Raw genomic sequence first — 25,417 nt, forward strand, 5'->3', positions numbered from 1 at the left:
ACGCGTATGCGCAAACGACACCGTTTTAACACCCGAATGACCCGCATCATACTGCTCATCAGCTTTCTGTTTTTCTTTGGCCGCTTCGTTTACTCTTCCATTGGCGCCTGGTATCACCATCAGGACAAGATCCAGTCGCAGCAGACCAGCCTGAACGTCGACGCCGCTGACCGCTAGCCCGCCGGATGGTTTTGCACCAGCCGAATAATTCCTGCTATCCCTTTGCTAAGGATCTTATCCTGCCGCATTACGATAGCCAGCTGTCGCTGCAGCATGGGCGTCAGCGACATCACGCACAGCCCTTCACGGTCAGCCTCATGCGCTACCGCCATTCCTGGAACGATACTGTAGCCCAGCCCCACGCGAACCATACGCTTAATCGCCTCAATGCTGCCAAGCTGCATCACCGGTGCGATCGTTAATCCGCTGGCAGCAAACCAGCCATCAATGAGCGTCCGGGTACTGCTGCCTGACTCAAAGGCGATCAGCGACTGAGCATGGAGCACCTCCGGGGTTAAGTGCCTGAAAGCGTCCTGCTGCGCCTGCGAAGCAATAAAGACAAACTCCTCGTCCATCACCGGCATGACGTCCAGCGCTTTGCCGCTGACCGGCAGCGTCACCAGCCCCATATCGAGACGGTTCTCTTCGATAGCCCGGACGATGTCGAGCGTGTTGCCCGTGGTTACGCCCACCCGCAGGAGCGGATAGTCGCGGCGCAGTTGCTCCAGTAACGGCGGCAAAAGATGGATACAGGCCGTCGCCCCCGTGCCAAGCGTAATGGTCCCGCTAACATCGTGTCTGAACGCACCCACGGACTGGAGGGTTTCATCCACCACCTGCTGAATGCGTTCCCCGTGGGCCAGCAGGGCCTCTCCGGCGGCCGTCGCCTTAATGCCTCGCCCGGTACGTTCCACCAGGCGCGTTTGCAAAAACTGCTCCAGCTGACGTACCTGCATGCTGACAGCGGGCTGGGAAATGCCCATCAGATCCGCCGCAGCGGAAAAACTGCCGCGCTGGATCACCAGCCGGAACGTCGCGAGATAGCCCAGATTAAGCGTCGTCATTCAAAGTTTCTCTTATACCGCGCATAAGGTTGCAGACCTGTTTGCACAATACCTCGCTCGCTATGCTGGGGACAACTGCATAACGGAATGAAACAATGGAAACTCCTGCCCTGCCTCGTCGACTCGCCCTCACTGCCGGATGTCATCAACTCATCAACTGGGGGATCTCGTTTTATATGCCCGGTACCTTCGCGCTGGCGATATCAGCCGATCGGGGGTGGTCATCACCACAGATTTACCTCGGCCTGACGCTGGCAATGCTGGTGATGGCGGCGGCCTCCCCTTTCGTCGCCCACCTGCTGGAACGCTTTGGCGGCCAGAGGGTGGTGATGAGTGGCACGTTGCTGATCGCCGCAGGCTGCGCGGGTATGGCATATACCCAGACGTTATTTGGTTGGTATTGCGTCTGGCTGATCACCGGCATCGGGATGCGCCTGTCGCTGTACGATGCGCTGTTCGCCGCGCTGGTGAACCTCTACGGTCAGCAGGCGCGAAGAACAATCTCACGCGTCACGCTGGCGGGCGGGCTGGCATCCGCCGTCTTCTGGCCGCTGGGTGATGGCCTGCTCCACCTTATGAGCTGGCAAGAGGCGCTAAGGGTTTATGCCCTCTTTGGCCTGCTGAGCGCGGCGCTGATCCGCTCGCTTCCCCGGCAGCGGCTAACGGTGACGACAAAGGTCACCGCGCCACCTCTGCGCAACGAACGACGAAACGGCTGGCTTTATGCAGCCTTCATCGCCCTTTTCACCTTTGTCTCCAGCGGTACGTCTACCCATCTGCCAGAGTTTATCGCCAGCTTCGGCCTGCCGGTCACGATCGGCATCCTGTGGGGGATAGGTCAGACGGGGGCTCGCTCGCTGGAGGTGCTGGCGGGTGCCCGCTTAACGCCGTTCAAACTGACCCTTTTCACCGCCCTTGCCATGCCGCTCTGCTTTCTGATTGGGCTAAGCAGCACCCGGTTTGCCTGGTGTGCCGCCGGGTTTGTGCTGGGTTTTGGTGCCATCAACGGGCTAATGACGATAGTCAAAGCGAACCTGCCGCTGGAACTGTTTAGCGTGGAGAGCTATGCCCGCCGCACCGGTATGCTGCTTATTCCTGGCCAGCTCACAGCAGCGGCTTCACCGTTTGCCTGTGCATGGTTAAACAAAACGCTGGGGATCGCCGGAACAATGTGGGTATCAACGGGGCTGACGCTGGTGATTGCCGGGCTGGCGATAGCGATTGTGCGCCGTCCCGGCAGGCAAACTGTAACGCACTGTATCCAGCGCACCACGCAGACAAACGGGTACAAAACACCGCCTCAGGCAAATATCACCGATACATAAAAATGGTTTTCTTTCCCTGTCGTCATTCATAACCGGAGGAGAGAGACCGATGATTCGTCGATATGTACTTTTACCCGTACTCGCCCTGGCATCTGTAGCGCATGTCCAGGCCACACCGCTGGGCAACCTCAGCGCCGCCGATGTTAATGGCCCAGCCGCCGTTGCGCCGTTGGCACAGCCGCAGCCGCCCGCAAAGCTGATAGTCGATCCACCGCTTGCCGGGCCGCTAAGCAAAGGCGCGGTGTTTATTCAGTACCGGGCCGAAAACCTGCGCATTGAACCTGTATTTGGGCCCGACGCGCTGAAAGTCACACCTCGCATCGGCCACATCCACGTCGTGGTAGATGACGCGCCGTGGCACTGGGCTGACGCCAGCGGAGAGCCGGTGATTCTGGTGGGTCTGCCCGCCGGTAAGCACAAGGTGACGATTATTCTGGCCGATCCGACGCATAAGCCCCTCGATCACAAAACCATCGAATTCACCGTGCCGCCCCACGCGGCGATCCACCATTTTTAAGGAGTCTGAAGATGAAAGCACTGTCTGTACTGACAGCAGGCCTGCTGGCGCTTTCGGCCAGCGCTTTTGCGGAGAATAAAACCAGCGTCGTGCTGGTGCACGGCGCGTTTGCCGACGGCAGCAGCTGGAATAAGGTGATTACCCGGCTGCAAAAACACCATACCGAGGTTATCGCCGTTCAGCTCCCGCTTACGTCGCTAAAAGATGACGTTGCGGCCACCCAGCGCGCCATCGCCCGTGCTAAGGGGGACGTCGTGCTGGTCGGTCACTCCTGGGGTGGCACCGTGATTAGCGAAGCGGGCAACGATGCACGGGTTAAATCGCTGGTTTACGTGGCGGCGTTCGCGCCGGATTCCGGCCAGTCGACGGCAGAGCTGGCGAATACCTTCCCGGCCCCGCCCGGAAGTGCAGGCATCGCTAAAACGGCTGACGGCGACTTATACCTGCCGACCGAAGCCGTCAGGAAGGATTTCGCACCGGATGTGAAACCGGCTGAACAACTGACCATCGCCGCCACGCAGGGGCCAATTAAAGCCGATGCATTTGGCGAAAAGGTCACTCACGCCGCGTGGCACAATAAGCCGAGCTGGTATGTGGTGAGTGAGAATGACCGGATGATTAACCCCGCGCTTGAGCGCGCTATGGCGAAGACGATCCACGCGAAAATCACCGGGGTCGCGGCGAGTCACGTGTCGATGGTGAGCCAGCCAGAGGCCATCGCCCGAACAATTGAGCAGGCGTTAGAAGCAAGGTAAGCGTTTCACAGGCCGGGTAAGCGCAGCGCCACCCGGCAAAAACCCGCTTCAGTGCTTGCCTGTAGTGGGATAATCCTGATTAATCCACGCGTGGTCTTCTTCCCAGGTAAACATCCATTTGCGTACCGGGCCGGCCATCACGTTGAGGTAATAGCTATCGTACCCTGCCATCGTCGCCACCGGGTGATATCCCTTCGGCACCATGACCACATCACGGTCGTAGACCGCCATGCACTCGTCCAGCATTCTGTCGTCGGTGTAGACGCGCTGCATGCAGAACCCCTGCTCCGGGTTGAGGCGATGGTAGTAGGTCTCCTCCAGGTACGTCTCCTGCGGCGGGTTATCCGTGTCGTGCTTGTGGCTCGGGTAGGAACTGGTACACCCTTCGTTGGTCCAGACCTCCACTACCAGCAGGCTGTCGGCAGATTTACCTTCCGGCAGAATGTTATGCACATAGCGCTGGTTGTGCCCCTTGCCGCGCGCCTCGCCGTCGATGTCCTGCGGCGCAATCAGCCGCGTCGGGTATGTGCCTTTGCCCGGCGCAGCGCAGACGGCCAGCTCCAGCGTCGTCAGCGCCGTCACCTGCACCGTCTCCTGCGGGGTGACGTACACCGCCCACGGCTTAATGCGCTCAAACGGGCTCATCCGCTCGCCAATATCGTTAAACTGCGCGGAGGGCGTGCTGATGGAGGCGCGTCCGGCGACCAGCACCAGGCAGCGCTCTTCGTTGATGGCGGGCAGCGTCAGCACCTGCCCCTCCTGCAATTCATATGCCTCAAAACCGACATATCCCCATCCCGCACTTTCCGGCGTAACGGACTGGGTGCGCCCCTCAGCATTCGGCTGTTGCCAGCGTGATAACAGACGTGACATGTCACCTCCTCAGATAAGCCCGGCGTCGTGCGCCAGGCGGCTCAGGTTGTTATACCCCAGACGGGCATAGGTCAGCGGATGGGCAATCGCCGGATCCTGCTCCGCCTCGACCACCAGCCAGCCGTGATAATCCTGAGCTTTCAGCAGCCGCATGATCGGCGGGTAATCGACGCATCCGTCACCCGGTACGGTAAATACGCCGCTTAGCACCGCATCGAGGAAGCTGGTTTTGCGGTTTTTAACGTCCGCCAGCACGTCGGCACGCACGTCTTTGCAGTGAACGTGGTTGATGCGCGACGCCCAGCGCTGCGCCACCGCCAGCGGGTCGGCTCCGGCAAAGGTCAGATGGCCGGTATCCAGCAGTAACCCCACTTCCTCACCGGTGTGGGTCATCAGGTTGTCCACGTCGTCGGCGGACTCAATCACCGTGCCCATATGGTGATGGTAGGCAATCTGCACCCCCTGCTGCTGCGTATAGCGGGCAAATTCGCTGAGCTTCTCCCCGTACTCCTTCCAGCGTTCCTGCGGGAAGCGCGGGCGCAGATGCACCGGGGTCTGCTGCTCGCCGTGAATACAGCCGCTCACTTCCGCAAAGACCAGCACCTTCGCCCCCAGCTCGCGCAGCAGCGTCAGGTGGGGCTGCACGGCGGCGATCTCCTCCTCCACGCTGCGCTCCAGCAGGCGGCCAGAATACCAGCCGGAGACCAGCTGCAGGTCGTGGCGCTGTAAAATCGGGCCGAGCAGGCGCGCCTCGCGCGGGAATTTATTGCCCAGTTCGAAACCGGCAAAACCGGCCTCTTTGCCTTCGCTCAGGCAGGTCTCCAGCGACGTCTCCGCGCCGAGGGAAGGCAGATCGTCGTTCGTCCACGTCAGCGGGTTAATGCCCAGTTGTACACTCATTGTCTTCTCCATTATGCGTGTCCGCGCTCGCGCCACCAGGCGATAAGCTGCAGGTAGTTGTCCCGGATGCGCGCCACCAGCTGCGCATCGTCAATATCGTGTTTCAGCCACGCGCGGGAGGCGTCGCCAAACAGCGTGCGCCCCACGGCGAAGCCTTTAACCAGAGTCTGCCCTGCGGCGGCTTTGAAGTCGGCACGCAGCTGCTCTGCCGGGGCATCCAGACCGAGGATCACCACCCCGCGGCAGTGCGGGTCCCGACGTTCGATAATCTCGTTCAGTGCCGTCCAGCCGCTGGCTGAGAGCGGCGGCAGTTTCCACCAGTCAGGGTAAATCCCCAGGTTGTAGAAACGGGAGATGGCGCGCAGGTAGAGCGCGTCGCTGCGCGGCATGCTGGCGGGCAATATCACCTCCAGCAGCAGTTCATGCCCGGACTGGCAGCAGGCGTGGTACACCTCGGCGATTTTCTGCTCCTGCTCAAGGCGCAGGCCGTGGGCATCTTCCGGATGGAAAAAGACCAGACATTTCACCACGTGCTCCTGCGGCCAGCTGATGAGCTGGGTGCCGATGTTACCGTGCTCCATCTCCAGCGGCCGGGAGCCCGGCAGCTCGATGGGACGACCAATCCACCACCCTTCCCCGGTGATAGCGTTTAGCGCATCCTGACCAAAGGTGCCGTCGCACAGCAGACCGGCTTTACCCTCCAGCCCGGCGCGGTTTGCCGCCTCGCGGCTGGCCTGGAGGATCAGCTGCTTCAGTGCCGGAATGCGCCCGATCGACGCACTGCACTGCAGCGCCATCTCTTCCAGCTGGCTGCGATGGTCGAAAGCCATCACGCACAGCTCCGGCCATTCGCGGCGGCGGGTCGTCACCCGGTGGAGATGGTTAAGACGCGGGTCAAGATCCGGGCGGGGAACACGTGCGGCGCGGGAAAGATAATCATCCAGCTCTGTTTTGCTCGGCATCGCCGGAGCGCAGCCGTGGCGGGAGACCACCAGCGCACCGCAGGCATTGGCATAGCGGCACGCCTGCTCCCAGCCTTCGTCGTTCAGGTAACCGCGCAGCAGGCCGGACATAAACGCGTCCCCTGCGCCGAGGACATTCAGCACCTCGACGCGCACGCCGGTCACCGTCAGGCCGTCGTCCAGACGAGGCGGAATGGCATCGGTATAGACCGAACAGCCCAGCGCGCCGCGTTTGCAGACCAGCGTAGCCTGACTCACGCCACGCACCTGCGCCAGCGCCAGCAGGGTATCGGTGCTGCCGCCCGCAATGTGGAACTCCTCCTCGGTACCGACAATCACGTCGAAGAGGTGCAGCACCTCCTGCAGCTCGCGGGTGACCTTATCGGCGGCGATAAAGCGCGTTTCCCCGTCGCCTAAGGAGGTCAGCCCCCACAGCACCGGACGGTAGTCGATATCCAGCACCGTGCGCACGCCGTGGCGGCGGGCATAGCCCAGCGCCGTCAGCACCGCCTCGCGGGTCTGGGGATGAGAAAGGTGAGTCCCGGTAATGGCAAGACACCGTGCGGAGGCAATGTAACTTTCGTCCACATCGCTGGCGGTAATCGCCATATCCGCGCAGTTATCGCGATAAAAAATCAGAGGAAAAGTGTCCCGGTCTTTAATGCCGAGGAGCACCAGCGCCGTGAGGCGTTCTTTGTCGGTAATCAGATGGCTGGTATCGCAGCCCACCTGGTTTAACTCTTCCCGCAGGAAGCGGCCCATATGTTCATCGCCGACGCGCGCCAGCATCGACGAGCGTAACCCCTGGCGCGCGGTGCCGTACGCCACGTTGCCGGACGACCCGCCAAGATATTTGGCGAAGCTCGACACATCTTCCAGACGGGCGCCAATTTGCTGACTGTAGAGGTCTACCGCCACGCGGCCCATGCATATCACATCAAACTGCTTTTCCACGTTGAACCCTCTTCAGACAATGTCGTTCACGTTCAGCCAGCGGCCTTCCAGGTGTGAGAGTGCTATCGCGTCCAGCACGCGAGACACCTTCCAGCCCTCTTCGAAGTCCGGCCACATCGGCGCGTCGGCGGCAATCCCGTCCACCAGGTCACGCACCTCCACCGTTTTTTGATCGTTAAAGCCAATCCCATGGCCTGCACCCATGCAGAACGCACCGTAGTCCGGGTGAGCCGGGCCGACGAGCAGCGTGCGGAACCCCTGACGGTTCACCGGGTCGTCATGCAGATAGAGCTTCAGCTCGGCCATGCGCTCCTGAGTGAAACTGATGGCACCTTTCGTCCCGGTGATGACATACGACAGCCCCATCTTGCGGCCGCAGGCGACGCGGGAGGTTTCAATGACGCCCTGCGCCCCGCCCGCAAAACGCACCATCGCGTGGGCCTGATCCTCGTTTTCGACGGCAATCATTTCTGCCGAACCCGCCTTCGCCGGACGTGCCGGGACCACGATCTTCAGGTCGCCGCAGACCTGCTCGATATCTCCCACCAGGTACTGGGCCATATTGACGATATGCGCCGCGAGGTCACCCAGCGCCCCCAGGCCTGCGGTCTCTTTGAAGCAGTGCCAGTGAATGGGCGAGAGCGGGTCGGCCATATAATCTTCGTTGTGAGTGCCGTAGAAGTGGATCACCTCGCCAATCTCGCCGCGCGCAATAATCTCCTTCGCCAGCTGCGCGGTCGGGTTTTTCATGTAGTTGAACCCCACCAGCGTTTTCACCCCTGCCCGCTTTGCGGCGTCGACCATTTCACGCGCGTCATGGGCGTTGAGCGCCAGCGGCTTTTCGGAGTAAACGTGTTTGCCGTGACGGATCGCCTCCAGCGCCATCTCTTTATGCAGATGGTTGGGAGAGCAAATATCCACCACGTCAATGGCCGGGTCGGCCACCAGCGCCCGCCAGTCCCCGGTGGAGCGGTTGAAGCCAAACGCCTGCGCCCGCGCTGCCGCCAGTTCCGGCGTAACTTCCGCCACCATCTCGCGCACCAGCCTGCCACGCAGGTTGAACACCGTCGGGGCCTGGGCATAGGCGATGGCGTGCGCCTTGCCGATATACCCGGTGCCAATCAATCCAATACGAACCTCTTTCATCATGATCCTCACAGTGCGCCGCGACGGCTCTTGGCGTAGGTGTCAAACGCCACCGCCAGAACGATAATTAATCCGGTGATAATTTGCTGGTAGTAGGCTGAGACGTTCATCAGCACCAGGCCGTTAATCAGAATGCCCATGATGATGGAGCCGATAATGGTGCCGCCAATACGCCCGTAACCGCCCATCAGCGAGGTACCGCCGATCACCACCGAAGCGATGACGCGCAGCTCAAAGGAGATACCGGCTACCGCCTCGGCGCTTCCCAGACGCGCGCTCAGAATGAAGCCCGCCAGCCCCGCCAGACAGCCAATCAGCACGTAGACGCTGACCAGCACGCGCTTGACGTTCACCCCCGCCAGACGTGCCGCCTCCGGGTTTCCGCCAATGGCGTAGACGAAACGGCCCCAGCGGGTTTTATGCAGCGCCAGATACCCCCCGAGGGCGACGAGGGCGAATATCCAGATAGGAATGGAGATGCCGAGCAACTCCCCGCGCCCCCACCAGCGGTAACCCGGGTCGAAACCGGCAATCGGCGCGCCGTCGTTAATCACCAGCGTCAGGCCACGCCAGATGGTCATCCCGCCGAGGGTAACAATAAACGGCGGCAGGCGCAGGCGCGTGACGCCCAGACCATGCAGGAAGCCAATTGCCGTGCCCATCGCCAGACAAATCCCCAGCCCAATCAGCCAGCTCATGCCTCCCCAGGCGTTCGGGTCTACGGTGGTGAAGTTGTCCCCCTTGATCACGTACGCCGCAGTCATGGCGCACACCGCCAGAATGGAGCCGACGGAGAGATCGATCCCGGCGGTCAGGATGACGAAAGTCATCCCCACGGCCATGATCCCGTAGATGGAGACTTCAGTTAATATGTTGAAAATATTGCGTTCAGAGAAAAAGTTGCTGTTCTGCGACTGGAAGAAGATCAGCAGCAGGATCATGAAAATCAGCACCCCGAATCGCTCGAAGAAGGCGATGGGATCGATGCGTCCGGCGCGTTTGACCGGGGCCTGCGTTTTAGAAATCATCTGCGTCATGAGAAACTCCGTTATGCCGCGTTCAGGGCGTTGTGGTTGATGGCCATCATCGTCATCAGCCGTTCTTCGTTAGCGTCGTCACCGTGGATCTCGCCGGTCACCCGCCCTTCACTGAGGGTGATGATCCGGTCAGATACCGCCATCACTTCAGGCAGATCGGAGGAGATCACGATCACCGCCACGCCCTTTTTCGCCATCTCAAACAGCACCTGGTGCACTTCCGATTTGGTGCCCACGTCGATACCGCGCGTCGGCTCATCGACAATCAGCACCCGGGGATTGAGCGCCATGCAGCGCGCGAGGATCACCTTTTGCTGGTTACCGCCGGAGAGCTTGCGCACCTCCTGCGCGCTGTTGACCATTTTGATCTGCAGCGCCTGGCGGTAGGACTCAATCAGGTCGTCCTCTTTGCGGGTATTCACGAACCAGCGCCACTGCAGCAGCGAGGAGAGGCAGGAGAGCGACAGGTTGTCGCGAATCGACAGCCCCAGCACCGCCCCCTCTTTTTTACGGTCTTCCGGTACCAGCGCCACGCCCTGATCGAGGGCGTAGAGCGGGTCGCGCGGCTGGTACGGCACGCCGTCCAGCTCAAAGCTGCCGGAGGTAAAGGCATCTGCGCCGAACAGACAGCGCGCCACTTCGGTACGCCCCGCGCCCACCAGGCCAGCAATCCCTAACACTTCCCCGGCGTGGACGTGGAAGCTGATGTCGTGCAGGGCAATGCCGTGGGGATCGAGCGGCGGCTTCTCGCGGCTCAGCCCCTTCACCGCCAGGCGGACGGGTTTGTCTTCATGATGCGTTTCGCTGGCCGGACGACGATTAAAGGCCACGTCGCGCCCGACCATCAGGCGGATCAGCTGCTCAACGTTGGTTTCTGCCACCGCACCGGTACCGGTGAAACGGCCGTCCTGGAAAACGGTGAAGCGGTCGCAGAGCTGGAAAACTTCATGCAGACGGTGGGTAACGTAAATAATGCTCACCCCGCGGTTTTTCAGCTCACGCACCACGCGGTGCAGGCTTTCCACCTCGCTGTCGCTCAGCGCGGCAGAAGGTTCATCCATGATAATCAGCCTGGCGTTGAGGGTCAGCGCCCGGGCAATCTCCACCATCTGCTGCTGGGCGACGCTCAGGCGGGCCACCGGCGTGGTTGGCGCAACGTTCAGCTGCAGGTAATCGAGAATGACCTGCGCCTCCTGGTTAACCGCTTTTTCGTCGACGATCAGGTTACGTTTGCGCGGTTCGCGCCCGAGAAACATGTTTTCCGCGACGGTCATATTGGGCAGCAGGTTAAATTCCTGATAGATGGTGATAATGCCCTTGTTTTGCCGCTCAACGGGGGAATCATCCACCGGCAGCATTTCGCCGTTAAACCAGATATCCCCCCGGGTTTGCGGCTGCGCGCCCGCGAGCGCCTTCAGCAGCGTGGATTTTCCCGCTCCGTTTTCCCCCAGCAGGGCATGGATCTCCCCCGCGCCGACGGTCAGCTGAGCGCTGCTCAGCGCCCAGACGCCGGAAAAACTTTTGGCCAGGTCGGTCACTTTCAGTAAGGGTTGCGACATCGGTCTGCTCCTCCTTTAGAGTGCGCCGCCGCTCGCGCGGCGGCTGCGGATACGTCAGTTAACGGCCTCACCGATACGTTCTGCCTGCTGCAGATTCTCTTTGGTGATCAGCGTCGGCGGGTAGTCGGCCCCGGTGATGGCTTTCTTCTCGCGCACGTTGGCCACCAGCTGGCTCATCGCCGTCTGCACCGCAAAGCCCGGACGCTGATCCGCCGTTACCGCCAGCCAACCGTCGCGCACGCGGGCCAGCGCTTCCGGTACCGCATCAAAACCGGTGACCAGAATTTCGCCCGGCTTCACGCCCTGGCTCTGCAGCGCTTCAATCGCGCCCAGCGCCATATCGTCGTTAGCGGAGAGGATCACCTGCGGGCGCTTCGGCAGAGAAGGCAGAACGCTTTCCACGATGCGCATCCCTTCCGAACGCATCCAGTTTCCGGTCTGATCGGCGACGATCTTGTACTTATCCCCGCCCGCCTTCAGGCTGTCGCGGATCCCTTTGGTGCGTTCAATATTGGAGGAGGAGCCCGGCTGACCGGTCAGCAGAATAATCTCCGCTCCGTCGGGGAATTTGGTTTTCACGAAGTCGCCAATCGCCTGGCCGCCTTTGTAGTTATTAGCCCCGAAGTGCGGCACTTTTTTCTGGCTGTCGACGGAGCGGTCAAGGGTCACCACCGGCAGCTTCGCATCCTGAATTTCATCTACCGCGCTGGAGACGGCGTTTACGTCATTCGGGGAGACGATAAAGCCCTGCGCCCCACGGGTGATGGCATTTTCCAGGTCTGCCACCTGTTTCGGTGAACTGCCCTGCCCGTCCAGCACCTGAAGCTTCACGCCCATCTCTTTTGCGGCTTTCACCGCCGTGCGCTGCATGTGTACTTCAAACGGCATGGCCAGGTTTGGCGTACTGAAAACAATTTGCTCGTTTTCGGCGAGGGCAGCCCCGGACGTCATGGCGATGAGGGCGGCTACGATCAGTTTTTTCATTATTATGTCTCTCTGTGTAGGGTGGTTGTGTTTAGAGGACGATCTCGCGCTGGCTACGCAGCGACTCCAGCGCTTTATCCGCGAGGTACAGCGCACGTTCACCATCATCACCGCTGCAGTCAGGCACCGCTTCGCCGCGCAGGACCGCAACAAAGTGTTCCCATTCCGCGGCGTAAGCGGATTTGTAGCGCTGCAGGAAGAAGTGTTCCGGCAGCGCGCTGGTGCAGCCCTGTTTGCCGTAGTGCTGCACCAGGTTTTCCAGAATATTGCCCGCGCACAGCAGCCCTTCGGAGCCGTGCAGCTCCAGGCGCTGGTCGTATCCGTAAGATGAGCGGCGGCTGTTGACGATGGTCGCCATCGCGCCGGAGGCATATTTCAGAACGATAAATGCGGTGTCGATATCCCCCGCCTCGCCAATCGCCGGATCGACCAGGTTACTGCCCTGGGCATAGACCGACACCGGCTCTTCGCCCATGATGAAGCGCGCCATATCAAAGTCGTGAATGGTCATATCGCGGAACATGCCGCCGGAGACACGCACGTACTCTGCAGGCGGCGGAGACGGGTCGCGGGAGATAATCAGCAACGATTCCGGCTTGCCGATGCGCCCGGCCTGGGCGTCGGTTTTCACCCGGCGGAACTGCGGGTCAAAGCGGCGGTTAAAGCCGATAAACAGCGGCACGTCGTACTCTTTGACCACTTTCAGGCAGTCGCGCACGCGGGCAAGGTCGAGGTGTACCGGCTTTTCGCAAAAGATGGCTTTGCCATGGCGGGCGGCCATTTCAATCAGGTCCGCGTGGGTATCGGTGGCGGAGGCAATCAGCACGGCGTGAACGTTAGGGTCGGTCATCGCTTCATCCAGGCTCTGCTGACGGGCCTGATACTGCGTGGCGAGACGGGTGGCAAATTCCTGATTCGGGTCAACCACGGACCAGAGCGTGGTCGCGCCGTGGCTGGCGATGTTAGCTGCATGTACCTGGCCAATTCGGCCAGCGCCCAGTAAAGCAATGTTAAACATAACGGCTCCCGGTGTTGGTGAATGCTGTGAACTAACGACCCTATAAATAAAACATTTATTTCATTTTTATAAATAGTGAAAATTATGTTTTTGAGTGCGGGTTAACACTTTTGAGATGAATGAGATAAATTTTGTTATCAATCTCACAACATGGGAGAAGGTGCTGCTAACCCCTCACCCCTGCCCTCTCCCCAAAGGGGCGAGGGAGAAAAGAGTGCACCACACCATCCCCTCTCCCCTTTGGGGAGAGGGTTAGGGTGAGGGGAAAATGAAATGAAAATTTCGTTAAGGCGGGAAAACTTAATACTGGCGGGCTTTTTTCACCTGCGCCTGCGTTTGCAGAGCGGCTTCACGCACGGCAGAAGACGCCGCCACCTGCGCGTCGCCGGTTCGCCACCACGAGGCGTAGTCATGGGTCATGGTCTTCGGGAGCACCTTGATGTCCAGCAGCGTCGGGCCCGGATGCGCGCGTGACGCCTCCAGCGCCGCCAGCAGGCTTTGCTCATCGTTCACCCGCCACGCGCGGCAGCCGTAGCTTTCCGCGTTTTGGGCAAAATCGACCTCCACCAGCGGCCCGTCCAGCCGTCCGGTTTCCGGGTTGCGATGGCGGTTTTCGGTGCCAAAGCTCCCCATGCCATGCCCCATCTGCAGATTGTTAATGCAGCCAAAGCTGGCGTTATCAAACAGCAGAACGGTGACCTTAATCCCCTCCTGCACCGCGGTTTGCAGCTCGGAGTGCAGCATCATGTACGAGCCATCCCCCACCATGGCGTACACCGGCTGGTCGGGTCTGGCGAGCTTCGCACCGATGGCCGCCGCAATCTCGTAGCCCATGCAGGAGTATCCGTATTCCAGGTGATAGCTATCCGGCGTTTTCACCTGCCAGAGCCGCTGTAAATCGCCCGGCAGCGATCCGGCCGCCCCCACCACGATGGCGCTATCTTCAATATGCTGGTTGATCAACCCCAGCACCCGCGTCTGGGTCAGGCGAGTGTTGAGCGTTTCGCCATATTCCACCAGCTGGCTATCCAGGTGCCCTGCCACTTCGGGCGCATCAGCAGGATGCCACTGGCTATCCCACAGGCGACGGCACTCGTCGCGCCACGCGGATTTCGCCTGGGCGATCGCGTCTCCCCAGCTGCTGCGATAATCCCTGAGCGCGTGGGTTAAGGCCTGAAGCCCGGTTTGGGCATCGGCGATCAGTGCGGTGGCGTCCAGCTTCAGGGCGTCGAACTCCGCCACGTTCAGCAGCAGAAATTCGACGTCCGGATGGGAAAAGAGCGCCTTGGAGCCAGTGGTAAAGTCCGTGAGACGCGTGCCGATGCCAATCACTAAATCCGCCTGGGGCGCGAGCTGGTTGGCCGCCAGTCCCCCCGTCACCCCAACGCCACCCAGGTTAAGTGGGTGGTCACTTACCAGCGCCCCCTTCCCGGCCTGGGTTTCGGCAAACGGCAGCTGCAGCGTCTCGACAAATTCGCGAAACGCCTCATGCGCGCCGGAATAGCGCACGCCGCCGCCGCACACCACCAGCGGACGACGCTTGCGGGCGATCAGCGCCCGCGCCTGCGCCAGACGCTGCGGGTCAGGCGGACGACGTTCGATGTGGTGCACGCGGCGCGCGAAGAAGCTCAGGGGATAATCCCATGCTTCCCCCTGCACGTCCTGCGGCAGGCAGAGGGTCACCGCCCCGGTATTGGCGGGGTCAGTAAGCGTTCGCATCGCGCTTAGCATGGCGCTCATCAGCTGCTCGGGACGGTTGATGCGGTCCCAGTAGCGAGAGACAGGACGGAAGCAGTCGTTGGTACTGATGCTGAGATCGTGATACTGCTCGATCTGCTGCAGCACCGGGTCCGGCTGGCGGCTGGCGTAGATATCGCCCGGCAGTAATAGCAGCGGAATGCGGTTCGCCGTAGCGGTTGCCGCCGCGGTCACCATATTGGCGGCGCCCGGCCCGACGGAGGAGGTGACGGCGAAAATGCGCTGACGGCGGTGCTGTTTGGCGAATCCCGTCGCCATATGGGCAATGCCTTGCTCGTTGCAGCCCTGCATCACCTGCAAATGGCCCGGATCTTGTTCCAGCGCCTGGCCGATGCCGAGCACGTTACCGTGCCCGAAAATAGTCGCCACGCCCTCCACGAAGGGCATTTCGTCGCCATCCACGCTGACGTATTGTTGATTAAGGAATCGGACCAGCGCCTGGGCCATAGTCATACGTTCGGTTTGCATAACGCCTCCTGTCAGCCCAGCGTTGGCATGGAGAACGCAGCGCCTGTCTCCTGCTGCATTTCCGGCCAGCGTGCGGTGATGGTTTTCATTCGGGTGTAGAAACGCACGCCGTCGTTGCCGTGGACGTTGAGCGCACCAAAGATAGAGCGCTTCCAGCCACCGAAACTGTGGAATGCCATCGGCACCGGGATCGGCACATTGACCCCGACCATGCCCGCCTGCACCTCTTCGCAGAAGCGACGCGCGCAGCCGCCGTCACGGGTGAAAATTGCCGAACCATTACCATATTCATGGCGGTTAATCAGGTCCACCGCGCTGGCGTAATCTGCTACGCGCACCACAGAAAGCACCGGGCCGAAAATCTCTTCTTTATAGATGGTCATCTCCGGGGTGACGTTATCAAACAGCGTCGGCCCGACGAAGTAGCCCTGCTCGTGTCCCTGCACGCTGAAGCCGCGACCGTCAACGCGAAGGGTCGCGCCCTGCGCTTCCCCGCTGTCGATATAGCCCAGCACCTTGCTGCGGTGCGCCGAGGAGATGAGCGGCCCCATTTCGTTTTCCGGCGTCTGGTCCAGACCCGGCCCGACGCGCAGGGCGGCAATCTGTTTTTCCAGCCGGGCGCAGAGGTCATCGGCGGTTTTATCCCCCACCGCCAGCACCACCGAGAGCGCCATGCAGCGCTCCCCCGCCGCACCGAAGCCTGCACCCATAATGGCGTTGGCGGCCATCTCCATGTCGGCATCCGGCATGAGAATACAGTGATTTTTCGCGCCACCCAGTGCCTGACAGCGCTTTCCGTGGGCGGATGCGGTCTGGTAAATGTATTCGGCAATCGGCGTGGAGCCGACAAAGCTCACCGCCTGCACGCGCGGGTCGGTCAGGAGCACGTCAACGGACTCTTTGTCACCCTGCACCACGTTGAACACGCCGTCCGGCAGGCCAGCCTCTTTCAGCAGCTGCGCCAGCGCGAGCGCCAGGGAGGGATCTTTTTCTGACGGTTTCAGCACGAAGGTGTTTCCGGTCGCCAGCGCAATCGGGAACATCCACATCGGCACCATCGCCGGGAAGTTAAACGGCGTGATCCCAACGCAGACCCCGAGCGGCTGCATCAGCGAGTGGCTGTCAACGCCGGTGCCGACGTTGGCTGAGTGCTCACCTTTTTGCAGATGCGGGATACCGCAGGCAAATTCCACCACTTCCAGACCACGGGTGAGTTCGCCCACCGCGTCGGAGAAGACCTTGCCGTGCTCTTCGCTGATGAGACGGGCCAGGCGATCCATGTTCTCTTCCAGCAGCGCCTTGAAGCGGAACATCACGCGCGCGCGCTTAAGCGGAGCATGACGCGCCCACGCAGGAAACGCCTGCTGCGCGGCGGCAATTGCCTGCTCCGTTTCCTGTGCCGTACTCATCACCACCTGGCGGATCTGCTTGCCAGTGGCCGGGTTGAAGATCGCCTGAACGCGCTGGCCTGAACCGGTGACACATTCGCCGTGAATAAAATTCGCTACCGTCTCCATCCTTAACCTCTCGCTGTTGATACGTGACTGTTACCTGAACACTGTGTACCGAACACTATATATGAAACAAATATTCCATTTTAAGTTGAAATAAAATAAATGATGATTATTGTGATCAAGGATGGATTTTTATGTTAACAGCCAACAATACTGACGCAGCGTGCGCTATTAAGGCATTTCGGGCGTGGGAATGACTGAAGCTTCTGTTTCATTTTTGCTGCCAGATGGATGGCCGACATTTAAAAGACGCGGTTTTGCGTTTAGAATCACAGGACTGTATTTGGGGGATAACATGACGACAGCAACCAGCCTGAACGAACTGCAGCAGCAAATCCGCGATCGCTACGATAGCCTGAGCAAGAGGCTGCAGCAGGTCTCCCGCTATGTGCTGGATAATACGAACAGCGTGGCCTTTGATACGGTTGCCGTGATTGCCGAGCGCGCCGACGTGCCGCCCTCGACGCTGATCCGCTTCGCCAACGCCTTTGACTTCACCGGCTTCAACGAAATGAAACAGCTGTTTCGCATGAACCTGGTGGAGGAGACCGCCAGCTACAGCGACCGTGCCCGGCTGTTCCGCGAAATGGAGAGCGAGGCCGTGCCCGAAACCCCGCTCGATATCCTGCAGGAGTTCGCCCGTTCAAACGCCCAGGCGCTACAGCAGCTGGCCGCCCGCGCCGAACCGGAAATGCTGGAGCGCGCGGTACAGCTGCTGGCCGACGCCGACACCATCTACATCGCCGGTCTGCGCCGCTCCTTTAGCGTCGCGGCCTACCTCACCTATGCCCTGAGCCACCTGGAGTGTCGCCCTATTCTGCTCGACGGTATGGGTGGGATGCTGCGCGAGCAGATCAGCCGCATTAAGGCGCGCGACATTGTGGTATCGATCAGCTTCTCGCCGTATGCGGAAGAGACGGTGATGGTCAGCGAAACCGCCGCCAGCGTCGGCGCGCGGCAGATTGTGATTACGGACAGCCAGATCAGCCCGCTGGCGACGTTCAGCGATCTTTGCTTTGTAGTGAAAGAGGCACAGGTGGACGCGTTTCGGTCCCAGTCGGCGACGCTGTGCCTGGTGCAGTCGCTGGTGGTGGCACTGGCTTATCGGTTGGGTGAAGGGAAGTGAGGGATAAACAAAAACTGTATGAGCAAGCGTGAGATCAGAGGGATATTATCCCCAATCGAATACTAATCAGAAATAAATATGCAGAAAGAACAATTCATATGGAGTTTAAAATGGATTCATATTTAGATATTTTGCCTAAAGGTTGTACAGCTGTTGCTGTCAAAACCAAGGGGCACAACTTTTTCATCGATCATAAGGGATTATCATCTACTGGTTGTTGGGTTGTATCAAAAGACAGGGTCGATGATTATGTAATTGTTTTTCACCAAACAAGCACCCTTAATCATATCTACATTGGTGAATTTGTCGAAAAAAAAGCTGAAGAGTATACCGAAAGAAAAGGAAAGCAATATCCGCGCTATCGAATCTACATAAAAAATCTGAAATTAGCCTTAAAAACAAATACAAACTGGACTTCTTTTGTTGGAAAAGGCAATGGGGGCTTCGAAAGGATATATTTGAAAAACGAAGGACAGGTAAATCCTAGATATTTAGATCCCGACTCAACTGAAGCCGAAGAGGGATATAGAAAAGACTCAAGTCGAATGACAAGTGCAAGAGATAAAAAATTAGCTGAAGCACGGAAGAAAAAGGATAACTACACTTGTCAGTCATGTGAGAAACGATACTTCGTAAACAATAAATACATTATAGATTGTCACCACATAAATCCAATCAGTTTAGGAAAAAGAAAAACAATTTTAGATGACCTTATTTCGCTGTGCCCAACATGTCATCGAATTGCACATACTCGAATTCCCCCATATTCTTTGAAAGAGTTAAAAGGCTTTGTAGAAAGCTTTACTTAAATGTACGCTTTATAAAATATATTAAAAAATGACGAAATTAGTTCTAAATTTCGTATTTTTGAATTTTGACAGGAAATTTTACAGTCGTGTAGATGTTTAGCTGGTCAATTTACGGGATAATAGCACAGTCATCTCCGCGGAGCAGGACTGAGGGGCGAATACGCCCTTCAGTCCCTTTGCCAAGGCATAGCACAGAGTGAGAGCCGTTTTACAAAGAGCAGAACTCCCAAAGGAAATCAAACACTATCTCCCTATGAGGTGGTTTGAGGTGACAATAAAAAACCCTCTGTAAAAAAGAGGGTTAAATTCACTTTTACCTGTTCATGAAAACACAGGAAGAGTTATCTGCTTATTCCCACTCAATCGTAGCCGGTGGCTTACCGCTGATGTCATACACCACGCGGGAAATACCGTTCACTTCGTTGATGATGCGGTTAGACACGCGGCCTAAGAAGTCATACGGCAGGTGCGCCCAGTGCGCGGTCATGAAGTCGATGGTTTCCACCGCACGCAGGGAGACAACCCAGTCGTACTTACGGCCATCACCCATCACGCCGACAGAGCGAACCGGCAGGAACACGGTGAACGCCTGGCTTACTTTGTTGTACAGGTCAGCTTTGTGCAGCTCTTCGATGAAGATCGCGTCTGCGCGACGCAGCAGGTCGCAGTACTCTTTCTTCACTTCACCCAGTACGCGCACGCCGAGACCCGGGCCCGGGAACGGATGACGGTAGAGCATGTCGTACGGCAGACCCAGTTCCAGACCGATCTTGCGTACTTCATCTTTGAACAGCTCGCGCAGCGGTTCAACCAGACCCATCTTCATCTCTTTCGGCAGGCCGCCCACGTTGTGGTGAGATTTGATGACGTGTGCTTTACCGGTTGCTGAAGCAGCTGATTCAATCACGTCAGGATAGATAGTGCCCTGTGCCAGCCATTTAACGTCTTCCAGCCTCAGCGCTTCTTCGTCGAACACTTCCACGAATACGCGGCCGATGATTTTACGCTTGGCTTCCGGATCGTTCTCGCCTTTCAGCGCGTCCAGGAAGCGCTGCTCGCCTTCCACATGAACGATGTTCAGACCGAAGTGGTCACCGAACATGTCCATCACCTGCTGGGCTTCGTTCAGACGCAGCAGACCGTTGTCCACGAAGACGCAGGTCAGGTTTTTGCCGATGGCGCGGTGCAGCAGCATCGCGGTCACGGAGGAGTCCACGCCGCCGGAGAGGCCGAGGATCACTTTGTCATCACCAACCTGCTGGCGGATACGCTCCACGGCGTCGTCGATGATTTTTGCCGGGGTCCACAGCGCTTCACACTGGCAGATGTCGCGCACGAAGCGCTCCAGCATGCGCATACCCTGACGGGTGTGGGTCACTTCCGGGTGGAACTGCACGCCGTAGAAGCGTTTTTCTTCGTTCGCCATGATCGCGAACGGGCAGCTTTCGGTGCTGGCAACGGTTACGAAGTCAGACGGGATAGCGGTGACCTTGTCGCCGTGGCTCATCCACACGTCCAGCAGCGGTTTGCCGTCAGCGGTCAGGGAGTCTTCGATACCACGCACCAGTGCGCTGTCGGTGACGACTTCTACCTGTGCATAGCCGAACTCACGCTCGTTAGAGCCTTCTACGTGGCCGCCCAGCTGCATGGCCATGGTCTGCATACCGTAGCAGACGCCGAATACCGGCACGCCTGCTTCGAACACGTACTGCGGCGCGCGCGGGCTGTTCTCTTCGGTGGTGCTTTCCGGGCCGCCGGACAGGATGATGCCGCTTGGATTGAATTCGCGAATCTGTGCTTCCGTGACATCCCACGCCCACAGTTCGCAGTAAACGCCCAGTTCACGTACGCGACGCGCCACCAGCTGAGTGTACTGAGAACCAAAATCGAGGATGAGGATGCGATGTTTATGAATGTTTTCCGTCATTGACGCTAATTCCGAGGCAAGTGAAACAGATTAAATAAATCGCCCGACACGAGGTCGGGCGAAGAAAAATCAGGAGCCCAGACGATAGTTCGGGGACTCTTTGGTGATCGTCACGTCGTGAACGTGGCTCTCCTGGATACCCGCACCGCTGATGCGTACGAATTCCGCTTTGGTACGCAGCAGGTCAATGGTACCACAGCCGGTAAGACCCATACAGGAGCGCAGGCCGCCCATCTGCTGGTGAATGATCTCTTTCAGACGGCCTTTATAAGCAACGCGGCCTTCGATACCTTCCGGCACCAGTTTGTCAGCGGCGTTATCGGTCTGGAAGTAACGGTCAGAGGAACCTTTGGACATCGCGCCCAGGGAGCCCATCCCACGATAGGATTTGTAAGAACGGCCCTGGTAGAGTTCGATTTCACCCGGGGATTCTTCGGTGCCGGCCAGCATGGAGCCCACCATCACGGCAGCAGCGCCCGCGGCGATGGCTTTCGCGATGTCGCCAGAGAAGCGGATACCGCCGTCAGCGATAACCGGAATACCGGTGCCTTCCAGCGCTTCAACCGCGTCAGATACCGCGGTGATCTGCGGAACGCCCACGCCGGTGACGATACGGGTAGTACAGATAGAGCCTGGACCGATACCTACTTTCACCGCGCTGCAGCCGGCATCAGCCAGCGCACGAGCGCCTGCGCCTGTTGCCACGTTGCCGCCGATAATCTGCAGGTCCGGGTACTTAGCACGGGTGTCACGAATACGCTGCAGAACGCCTTCAGAGTGGCCGTGTGAGGAGTCGATCAGCAGGACGTCAACGCCCGCAGCCACCAGCGCATCAACACGCTCTTCGTTACCGGCACCGGCACCCACCGCTGCACCCACGCGCAGACGGCCATGCTCGTCTTTACAGGCGTTAGGTTTACGTTCTGCTTTCTGGAAATCTTTCACGGTGATCATGCCGCGCAGATGGAAGTTCGCATCCACAACCAGCGCTTTCTCAACGCGTTTTTCGTGCATTTTCGCCAGCACTACGTCGCGGGTTTCACCTTCGCGAACGGTCACCAGACGCTCTTTTGGCGTCATGTAGACGCTGACAGGCTGGTTCAGGTCAGTCACGAAGCGCACGTCACGGCCGGTGATGATGCCAACCAGCTCGTTATCTTCGGTCACAACCGGGTAACCGGCGAAGCCGTTACGTTCGGTCAGGGCTTTCACTTCGTGCAGGGTGGTGGTTGGCAGAACGGTCTGAGGGTCAGACACAATGCCGGATTCATGTTTCTTCACGCGGCGAACTTCTTCCGCCTGACGCTCGATAGACATGTTTTTATGGATAAAGCCAATGCCGCCTTCCTGTGCCAGGGCGATAGCCAGGCGCGCTTCAGTCACGGTGTCCATTGCCGCGGAGAGCATAGGAATGTTCAGACGAATGGTTTTCGTCAACTGCGTGCTGAGGTCGGCAGTATTCGGCAGAACGGTGGAATGAGCGGGAACGAGGAGGACGTCGTCAAACGTCAGTGCTTCTTTAGCGATACGTAGCATGGGCAATATCTCTGACCTGGGTGGTTAAATATTGCCGTGGCATTATACAGAGCGTAACCGATTGCATCTACACTTTTTTAAAAAAAATGCTTGCGATTGCCTCTCAGCAGGTTACTATCGACTGAATAACTTGCTGATTTAGAATTTGATCCCGCTCACATGTTATCCTCTCAATCCCCCTCAATTTATACCGTCAGCCGCCTGAATCAGACGGTGCGTTTGCTGCTTGAGCAGGAAATGGGGCAGGTCTGGATCAGCGGTGAGATCTCTAACTTCACGCAGCCCTCTTCCGGCCACTGGTACTTTACCTTAAAAGACGACACCGCCCAGGTGCGCTGCGCGATGTTCCGCAACAGCAACCGCCGCGTGACGTTTCGTCCGCAGCACGGCCAGCAGGTTCTGGTTCGCGCCAATATTACCCTGTATGAACCGCGCGGTGATTATCAAATTATCGTCGAGAGTATGCAGCCTGCGGGCGAAGGGCTATTGCAGCAGAAGTATGAGCAGTTAAAAGCAACGCTTTCTGCCGAGGGGCTTTTCGACCAGCAGTTTAAAAAACCGCTGCCCTCTCCTGCCCACTGCGTTGGGGTCATTACCTCAAAAACCGGTGCGGCACTGCATGATATTTTACACGTACTCAAGCGTCGCGACCCTTCCCTGCCCGTCATCATCTACCCGACCGCCGTGCAGGGCGACGATGCACCGGGCCAGATTGTGCGCGCCATTGCGCTGGCGAACGCGCGCCGGGAGTGTGACGTACTCATCGTCGGGCGCGGTGGCGGCTCGCTGGAAGACCTGTGGAGCTTTAACGACGAGCGCGTGGCGCGGGCAATCTTTGCCAGCCTTATCCCGGTCGTGAGTGCCGTCGGGCATGAAACGGACGTGACGATAGCCGATTTTGTCGCGGATTTACGTGCACCTACGCCTTCCGCGGCGGCAGAAGTGGTGAGTCGTAACCAGCTTGAGCTGCTGCGTCAGATCCAGAACGGCCAGCAGCGCCTTGAAATGGCGATGGACTACTTCCTCGCCAACCGTACCCGTCGCTTTACCCAGCTTCATCATCGTCTGCAGCAGCAGCACCCGCAGCTGCGCCTGGCGCGTCAGCAGACGGTGCTGGATCGTCTGCGCCAGCGCATGAATATCGCGCTGGATACTCAGCTGAAACGCGCCGTTTCGCGCCAGCAGCGCGTGACGCAGCGCCTTAACCAGCAAAATCCGCAGCCGAAAATTTACCGCGCGCAAACGCGGATTCAGCAGCTGGAGTTTCGTCTGGCGGAGACTCTCCGCGCCCGGCTGAGTACCACCCGCGAACGTTTTGGCAATGCGGTGACCCATCTTGAAGCGGTCAGCCCCCTCTCCACGCTGGCGCGCGGCTATAGCGTCACCACCGCGACGGACGGGAAAGTGCTGAAACAAACCAAACAGGTCAAAGCCGGGGATGTGCTGACCACCCGCCTGTCTGACGGCTGGGTAGAAAGCGAAGTGAAATCAATTAAACCGGTGAAAAAGACGCGTCAGCGCAAAACCGGATAATTCTTCGCCGGTTACTTACTATACTGCAGCTATTCCCTTTTTTAATAAGGAGAGCTGCATGACCCATCTTTATAGCGTTATTCCCCCTTATATTCTGCGTCGTATTATCGAAACGGGTTCCGAGCCGCAGCAGCGCTGCGCCCGTCAGACCTTAACCCATGTGCAGACGTTAATGGCCCATATGCCGGGCAAGCCCGCCGCCCCGCACGTGAATAAAGCCGGTCAGCTGGAGCGCGATATTTACGATGCGAAGCAAACCCAGGAGCTGCCGGGTACCCAGGTACGTTATGAGGGTCAGCCGTCGAATGGCGATGTCGCAGTCGATGAAGCCTACGCGTATTTAGGGATTACCCATGATTTCTTCTGGAAAGAATATCAGCGCGATTCACTCGATAATAAAGGGCTTATTTTGACCGGGACCGTTCACTACGGCCGGGAATATCAGAACGCCTTCTGGAATGGTCAGCAGATGGTATTTGGCGACGGCGACGGGGAAATATTTAATCGCTTCACGATTGCCATTGACGTGGTGGCGCACGAACTGAGCCACGGCGTAACCGAGACCGAGGCCGGACTGATCTATTTTGAACAGTCGGGCGCGCTAAACGAGTCTCTCTCTGACGTGTTTGGCTCGCTGGTGAAACAGTATCATCTGAAGCAAACCGCCGATAAAGCAGACTGGCTGATTGGTGAAGGGCTGCTGGCCGCAGGAATTAACGGCAAAGGGCTGCGCTCGATGTCTGAACCCGGCACCGCCTACGATGACCCGCTGCTCGGCAAAGATCCGCAGCCCGCGCACATGAAAGATTTCATTAAAACGCGCGAGGATAACGGCGGCGTGCATCTGAACTCCGGTATCCCCAACCGGGCGTTTTATCTGGCCGCGACGGCGATTGGCGGTCACGCATGGGAAAAAGCGGGTTATGCCTGGTACGACACAGTTTGCGATCGCAATCTGGCGCAGGATGCAGATTTTGAGGCCTTTGCAAAACTAACGATCGCGCACGGAGAGAAACGCTCCGGTAGCGACGTCGGAGCGGCCATAAAACAAGCCTGGGAACAGGTGGGAGTGCTGTAAATGCAGGTTCCGGAACTGACGGATGACGCCGTAGTTGAGCTGGCCCGGGAAGGCGGCGTCGCTTTTATTCCTAAGCTGAGCGGTCAGCGCACCATCGCGCTGTCCTCGCTCAATGAAGCCCAGCGCCAGCGCCTGGTGAGCATCCTGGAGCAGGCGTTTCCACGCGGCCAGCCGCCCGGGCAAGCCACGTCACCCGGCAGCGGTGACCAGCGCTATTTCCGCATCCAGATTATCTGGACCGGGCAGAATCAGGCACATTATGCCGATATCATCGTGCTGGTGCCCGAGCAGGAAGCACCCGAGTCGCTGGTCGAACTGTGGCAGAAAGGCGAAGGCTGCGTGTGTGATTAGCGTTCTGCCGGAATAAACTCCACGCGTTTTTTAGAGATTAAGCCGTGGCCGTTCTGGCAGAAATAATCCACCGCGCCACAGGCTTTTAAAACCTGGAGCGGCTGATGGCACGCCGGGCAACGGGCTTCAAGCGCAATGTCTTTGTTACAGTTCTCGCAGTGCGCCACCCCATTCTGAGGCTCCAGCGTTGCCTGGCAATCCGGGCAGGTAATCGTCATGGTGA

General features: G+C 58.7%; 23 protein-coding genes. 9 read left to right on the forward strand and 14 right to left on the reverse strand.

Annotated elements, in window-relative coordinates; translation table 11 throughout:
- Positions 1-6 precede the first annotated feature (6 nt).
- The gene (locus ABFI50_RS03265; protein WP_032637831.1) at positions 7-177 is read left to right on the forward strand and encodes a YfgG family protein; all 171 of its coding nucleotides are present in this window, start codon (positions 7-9) and stop codon (positions 175-177) included.
- Here ABFI50_RS03265 and ABFI50_RS03270 read toward each other — a convergent pair.
- On the reverse strand, positions 174-1,064 hold the full coding sequence (locus ABFI50_RS03270; RefSeq protein ID WP_014884784.1) for a LysR family transcriptional regulator: 891 nt from the start codon (positions 1,062-1,064) through the stop codon (positions 174-176). The genes ABFI50_RS03265 and ABFI50_RS03270 overlap by 4 nt on opposite strands.
- A gap of 95 nt (positions 1,065-1,159) precedes the next feature.
- Here ABFI50_RS03270 and ABFI50_RS03275 point away from each other — a divergent pair, with 95 nt between their 5' ends.
- From ABFI50_RS03275 to ABFI50_RS03285, 3 genes are read left to right on the forward strand one after another with little or no spacing between them, the layout of a single operon-like run.
- On the forward strand, positions 1,160-2,389 hold the full coding sequence (locus ABFI50_RS03275) for an MFS transporter (RefSeq protein WP_041163063.1): 1,230 nt from the start codon (positions 1,160-1,162) through the stop codon (positions 2,387-2,389).
- A 49-nt stretch (positions 2,390-2,438) separates the two neighbouring features.
- Positions 2,439-2,906 carry a DUF6130 family protein gene (locus tag ABFI50_RS03280; protein WP_014884786.1) on the forward strand — a complete coding sequence of 156 codons (468 nt, stop codon included), beginning with the start codon at positions 2,439-2,441 and terminating at the stop codon, positions 2,904-2,906.
- Positions 2,907-2,917: 11 nt separating this feature from the next.
- On the forward strand, positions 2,918-3,661 hold the full coding sequence (locus ABFI50_RS03285) for an alpha/beta hydrolase (protein ID WP_014884787.1): 744 nt from the start codon (positions 2,918-2,920) through the stop codon (positions 3,659-3,661).
- Positions 3,662-3,709: 48 nt separating this feature from the next.
- On the opposite strand, the gene iolB is transcribed toward ABFI50_RS03285, so the two are convergent.
- The 10 genes from iolB to ABFI50_RS03335 form a co-directional block, all read right to left on the reverse strand.
- On the reverse strand, positions 3,710-4,534 hold the full coding sequence (gene iolB / locus ABFI50_RS03290) for a 5-deoxy-glucuronate isomerase (RefSeq protein WP_014884788.1): 825 nt from the start codon (positions 4,532-4,534) through the stop codon (positions 3,710-3,712).
- Positions 4,535-4,543: 9 nt separating this feature from the next.
- The gene (gene iolE / locus ABFI50_RS03295) at positions 4,544-5,434 is read right to left on the reverse strand and encodes a myo-inosose-2 dehydratase (protein WP_014884789.1); all 891 of its coding nucleotides are present in this window, start codon (positions 5,432-5,434) and stop codon (positions 4,544-4,546) included.
- A gap of 11 nt (positions 5,435-5,445) precedes the next feature.
- A complete protein-coding gene (gene iolC / locus ABFI50_RS03300; RefSeq protein ID WP_014884790.1) occupies positions 5,446-7,350 on the reverse strand; it encodes a 5-dehydro-2-deoxygluconokinase in 1,905 nt (634 codons plus the stop codon).
- Between the two features lie 12 nt (positions 7,351-7,362).
- Positions 7,363-8,496 carry a Gfo/Idh/MocA family oxidoreductase gene (locus tag ABFI50_RS03305; protein ID WP_014884791.1) on the reverse strand — a complete coding sequence of 378 codons (1,134 nt, stop codon included), beginning with the start codon at positions 8,494-8,496 and terminating at the stop codon, positions 7,363-7,365.
- Positions 8,497-8,504: 8 nt separating this feature from the next.
- Positions 8,505-9,533, reverse strand: a complete 1,029-nt coding sequence (locus ABFI50_RS03310) for an ABC transporter permease (RefSeq protein ID WP_014884792.1) — start codon at positions 9,531-9,533, stop codon at positions 8,505-8,507.
- 11 nt (positions 9,534-9,544) lie between these two features.
- Entirely contained in the window at positions 9,545-11,092 is a 1,548-nt protein-coding gene (locus ABFI50_RS03315) for a sugar ABC transporter ATP-binding protein (protein WP_014884793.1), read from the reverse strand.
- A gap of 54 nt (positions 11,093-11,146) precedes the next feature.
- On the reverse strand, positions 11,147-12,076 hold the full coding sequence (locus ABFI50_RS03320) for a substrate-binding domain-containing protein (RefSeq protein ID WP_014884794.1): 930 nt from the start codon (positions 12,074-12,076) through the stop codon (positions 11,147-11,149).
- Between the two features lie 31 nt (positions 12,077-12,107).
- A complete protein-coding gene (gene iolG / locus ABFI50_RS03325; protein ID WP_347485346.1) occupies positions 12,108-13,094 on the reverse strand; it encodes an inositol 2-dehydrogenase in 987 nt (328 codons plus the stop codon).
- 300 nt (positions 13,095-13,394) lie between these two features.
- Positions 13,395-15,320: a 3D-(3,5/4)-trihydroxycyclohexane-1,2-dione acylhydrolase (decyclizing) gene (gene iolD / locus ABFI50_RS03330; RefSeq protein WP_347485348.1), complete on the reverse strand. Its 1,926-nt coding sequence runs from the start codon at positions 15,318-15,320 to the stop codon at positions 13,395-13,397.
- An 11-nt stretch (positions 15,321-15,331) separates the two neighbouring features.
- Positions 15,332-16,837 (reverse strand): CoA-acylating methylmalonate-semialdehyde dehydrogenase, encoded by a 1,506-nt coding sequence (locus tag ABFI50_RS03335; RefSeq protein ID WP_014884797.1) that lies wholly within the window; start codon positions 16,835-16,837, stop codon positions 15,332-15,334.
- A 292-nt stretch (positions 16,838-17,129) separates the two neighbouring features.
- Here ABFI50_RS03335 and ABFI50_RS03340 point away from each other — a divergent pair, with 292 nt between their 5' ends.
- On the forward strand, positions 17,130-17,960 hold the full coding sequence (locus ABFI50_RS03340; protein WP_008502123.1) for a MurR/RpiR family transcriptional regulator: 831 nt from the start codon (positions 17,130-17,132) through the stop codon (positions 17,958-17,960).
- Between the two features lie 110 nt (positions 17,961-18,070).
- Complete coding sequence (locus tag ABFI50_RS03345) at positions 18,071-18,769, forward strand: HNH endonuclease (protein ID WP_099458936.1); 699 nt, start codon at positions 18,071-18,073, stop codon at positions 18,767-18,769.
- A 349-nt stretch (positions 18,770-19,118) separates the two neighbouring features.
- Here the strand turns inward: ABFI50_RS03345 and guaA are convergent, their stop codons facing one another.
- Together guaA and guaB are read right to left on the reverse strand one after the other, a co-directional pair.
- Positions 19,119-20,696 carry a glutamine-hydrolyzing GMP synthase gene (guaA, locus tag ABFI50_RS03350; RefSeq protein ID WP_088127151.1) on the reverse strand — a complete coding sequence of 526 codons (1,578 nt, stop codon included), beginning with the start codon at positions 20,694-20,696 and terminating at the stop codon, positions 19,119-19,121.
- Between the two features lie 69 nt (positions 20,697-20,765).
- Positions 20,766-22,232, reverse strand: a complete 1,467-nt coding sequence (gene guaB, locus ABFI50_RS03355) for an IMP dehydrogenase (RefSeq protein ID WP_014884799.1) — start codon at positions 22,230-22,232, stop codon at positions 20,766-20,768.
- 159 nt (positions 22,233-22,391) lie between these two features.
- On the opposite strand from guaB, the gene xseA reads away from it, so the two are divergent.
- Genes xseA through ABFI50_RS03370 form a run of 3 tightly spaced genes read left to right on the forward strand, consistent with a single transcriptional unit; the run spans position 22,392 to position 25,194 of the window.
- Positions 22,392-23,765, forward strand: coding sequence for an exodeoxyribonuclease VII large subunit (gene xseA / locus ABFI50_RS03360; protein ID WP_047344891.1), 1,374 nt, complete (start codon positions 22,392-22,394; stop codon positions 23,763-23,765).
- A 58-nt stretch (positions 23,766-23,823) separates the two neighbouring features.
- Positions 23,824-24,843: a M4 family metallopeptidase gene (locus ABFI50_RS03365; protein ID WP_014884801.1), complete on the forward strand. Its 1,020-nt coding sequence runs from the start codon at positions 23,824-23,826 to the stop codon at positions 24,841-24,843.
- Positions 24,844-25,194 (forward strand): protealysin inhibitor emfourin, encoded by a 351-nt coding sequence (locus tag ABFI50_RS03370; protein ID WP_014884802.1) that lies wholly within the window; start codon positions 24,844-24,846, stop codon positions 25,192-25,194.
- On the opposite strand, the gene ABFI50_RS03375 is transcribed toward ABFI50_RS03370, so the two are convergent.
- Complete coding sequence (locus tag ABFI50_RS03375; RefSeq protein ID WP_088127152.1) at positions 25,191-25,412, reverse strand: zinc ribbon domain-containing protein; 222 nt, start codon at positions 25,410-25,412, stop codon at positions 25,191-25,193. The genes ABFI50_RS03370 and ABFI50_RS03375 overlap by 4 nt on opposite strands.
- Positions 25,413-25,417: the final 5 nt, after the last annotated feature.

The organism is Enterobacter sp. HNDS-6, assembly GCF_039850505.1.
GTDB classification, from domain to species: domain Bacteria; phylum Pseudomonadota; class Gammaproteobacteria; order Enterobacterales; family Enterobacteriaceae; genus Enterobacter; species Enterobacter kobei.

What these genes read in the sequence shown, in the direction of transcription:
- ABFI50_RS03265 (WP_032637831.1), top strand. Translation starts at nt 7, where the DNA reads ATGCGCAAACGACACCGTTTTAACACCCGAATGACCCGCATCATACTG.
- ABFI50_RS03270 (WP_014884784.1), bottom strand. Translation starts at nt 1,064, where the DNA reads ATGACGACGCTTAATCTGGGCTATCTCGCGACGTTCCGGCTGGTGATC.
- ABFI50_RS03275 (WP_041163063.1), top strand. Translation starts at nt 1,160, where the DNA reads ATGGAAACTCCTGCCCTGCCTCGTCGACTCGCCCTCACTGCCGGATGT.
- ABFI50_RS03280 (WP_014884786.1), top strand. Translation starts at nt 2,439, where the DNA reads ATGATTCGTCGATATGTACTTTTACCCGTACTCGCCCTGGCATCTGTA.
- ABFI50_RS03285 (WP_014884787.1), top strand. Translation starts at nt 2,918, where the DNA reads ATGAAAGCACTGTCTGTACTGACAGCAGGCCTGCTGGCGCTTTCGGCC.
- iolB (WP_014884788.1), bottom strand. Translation starts at nt 4,534, where the DNA reads ATGTCACGTCTGTTATCACGCTGGCAACAGCCGAATGCTGAGGGGCGC.
- iolE (WP_014884789.1), bottom strand. Translation starts at nt 5,434, where the DNA reads ATGAGTGTACAACTGGGCATTAACCCGCTGACGTGGACGAACGACGAT.
- ABFI50_RS03305 (WP_014884791.1), bottom strand. Translation starts at nt 8,496, where the DNA reads ATGAAAGAGGTTCGTATTGGATTGATTGGCACCGGGTATATCGGCAAG.
- ABFI50_RS03310 (WP_014884792.1), bottom strand. Translation starts at nt 9,533, where the DNA reads ATGACGCAGATGATTTCTAAAACGCAGGCCCCGGTCAAACGCGCCGGA.
- ABFI50_RS03315 (WP_014884793.1), bottom strand. Translation starts at nt 11,092, where the DNA reads ATGTCGCAACCCTTACTGAAAGTGACCGACCTGGCCAAAAGTTTTTCC.
- ABFI50_RS03320 (WP_014884794.1), bottom strand. Translation starts at nt 12,076, where the DNA reads ATGAAAAAACTGATCGTAGCCGCCCTCATCGCCATGACGTCCGGGGCT.
- iolG (WP_347485346.1), bottom strand. Translation starts at nt 13,094, where the DNA reads ATGTTTAACATTGCTTTACTGGGCGCTGGCCGAATTGGCCAGGTACAT.
- iolD (WP_347485348.1), bottom strand. Translation starts at nt 15,320, where the DNA reads ATGCAAACCGAACGTATGACTATGGCCCAGGCGCTGGTCCGATTCCTT.
- ABFI50_RS03335 (WP_014884797.1), bottom strand. Translation starts at nt 16,837, where the DNA reads ATGGAGACGGTAGCGAATTTTATTCACGGCGAATGTGTCACCGGTTCA.
- ABFI50_RS03340 (WP_008502123.1), top strand. Translation starts at nt 17,130, where the DNA reads ATGACGACAGCAACCAGCCTGAACGAACTGCAGCAGCAAATCCGCGAT.
- ABFI50_RS03345 (WP_099458936.1), top strand. Translation starts at nt 18,071, where the DNA reads ATGGATTCATATTTAGATATTTTGCCTAAAGGTTGTACAGCTGTTGCT.
- guaA (WP_088127151.1), bottom strand. Translation starts at nt 20,696, where the DNA reads ATGACGGAAAACATTCATAAACATCGCATCCTCATCCTCGATTTTGGT.
- guaB (WP_014884799.1), bottom strand. Translation starts at nt 22,232, where the DNA reads ATGCTACGTATCGCTAAAGAAGCACTGACGTTTGACGACGTCCTCCTC.
- xseA (WP_047344891.1), top strand. Translation starts at nt 22,392, where the DNA reads ATGTTATCCTCTCAATCCCCCTCAATTTATACCGTCAGCCGCCTGAAT.
- ABFI50_RS03365 (WP_014884801.1), top strand. Translation starts at nt 23,824, where the DNA reads ATGACCCATCTTTATAGCGTTATTCCCCCTTATATTCTGCGTCGTATT.
- ABFI50_RS03370 (WP_014884802.1), top strand. Translation starts at nt 24,844, where the DNA reads ATGCAGGTTCCGGAACTGACGGATGACGCCGTAGTTGAGCTGGCCCGG.
- ABFI50_RS03375 (WP_088127152.1), bottom strand. Translation starts at nt 25,412, where the DNA reads ATGACGATTACCTGCCCGGATTGCCAGGCAACGCTGGAGCCTCAGAAT.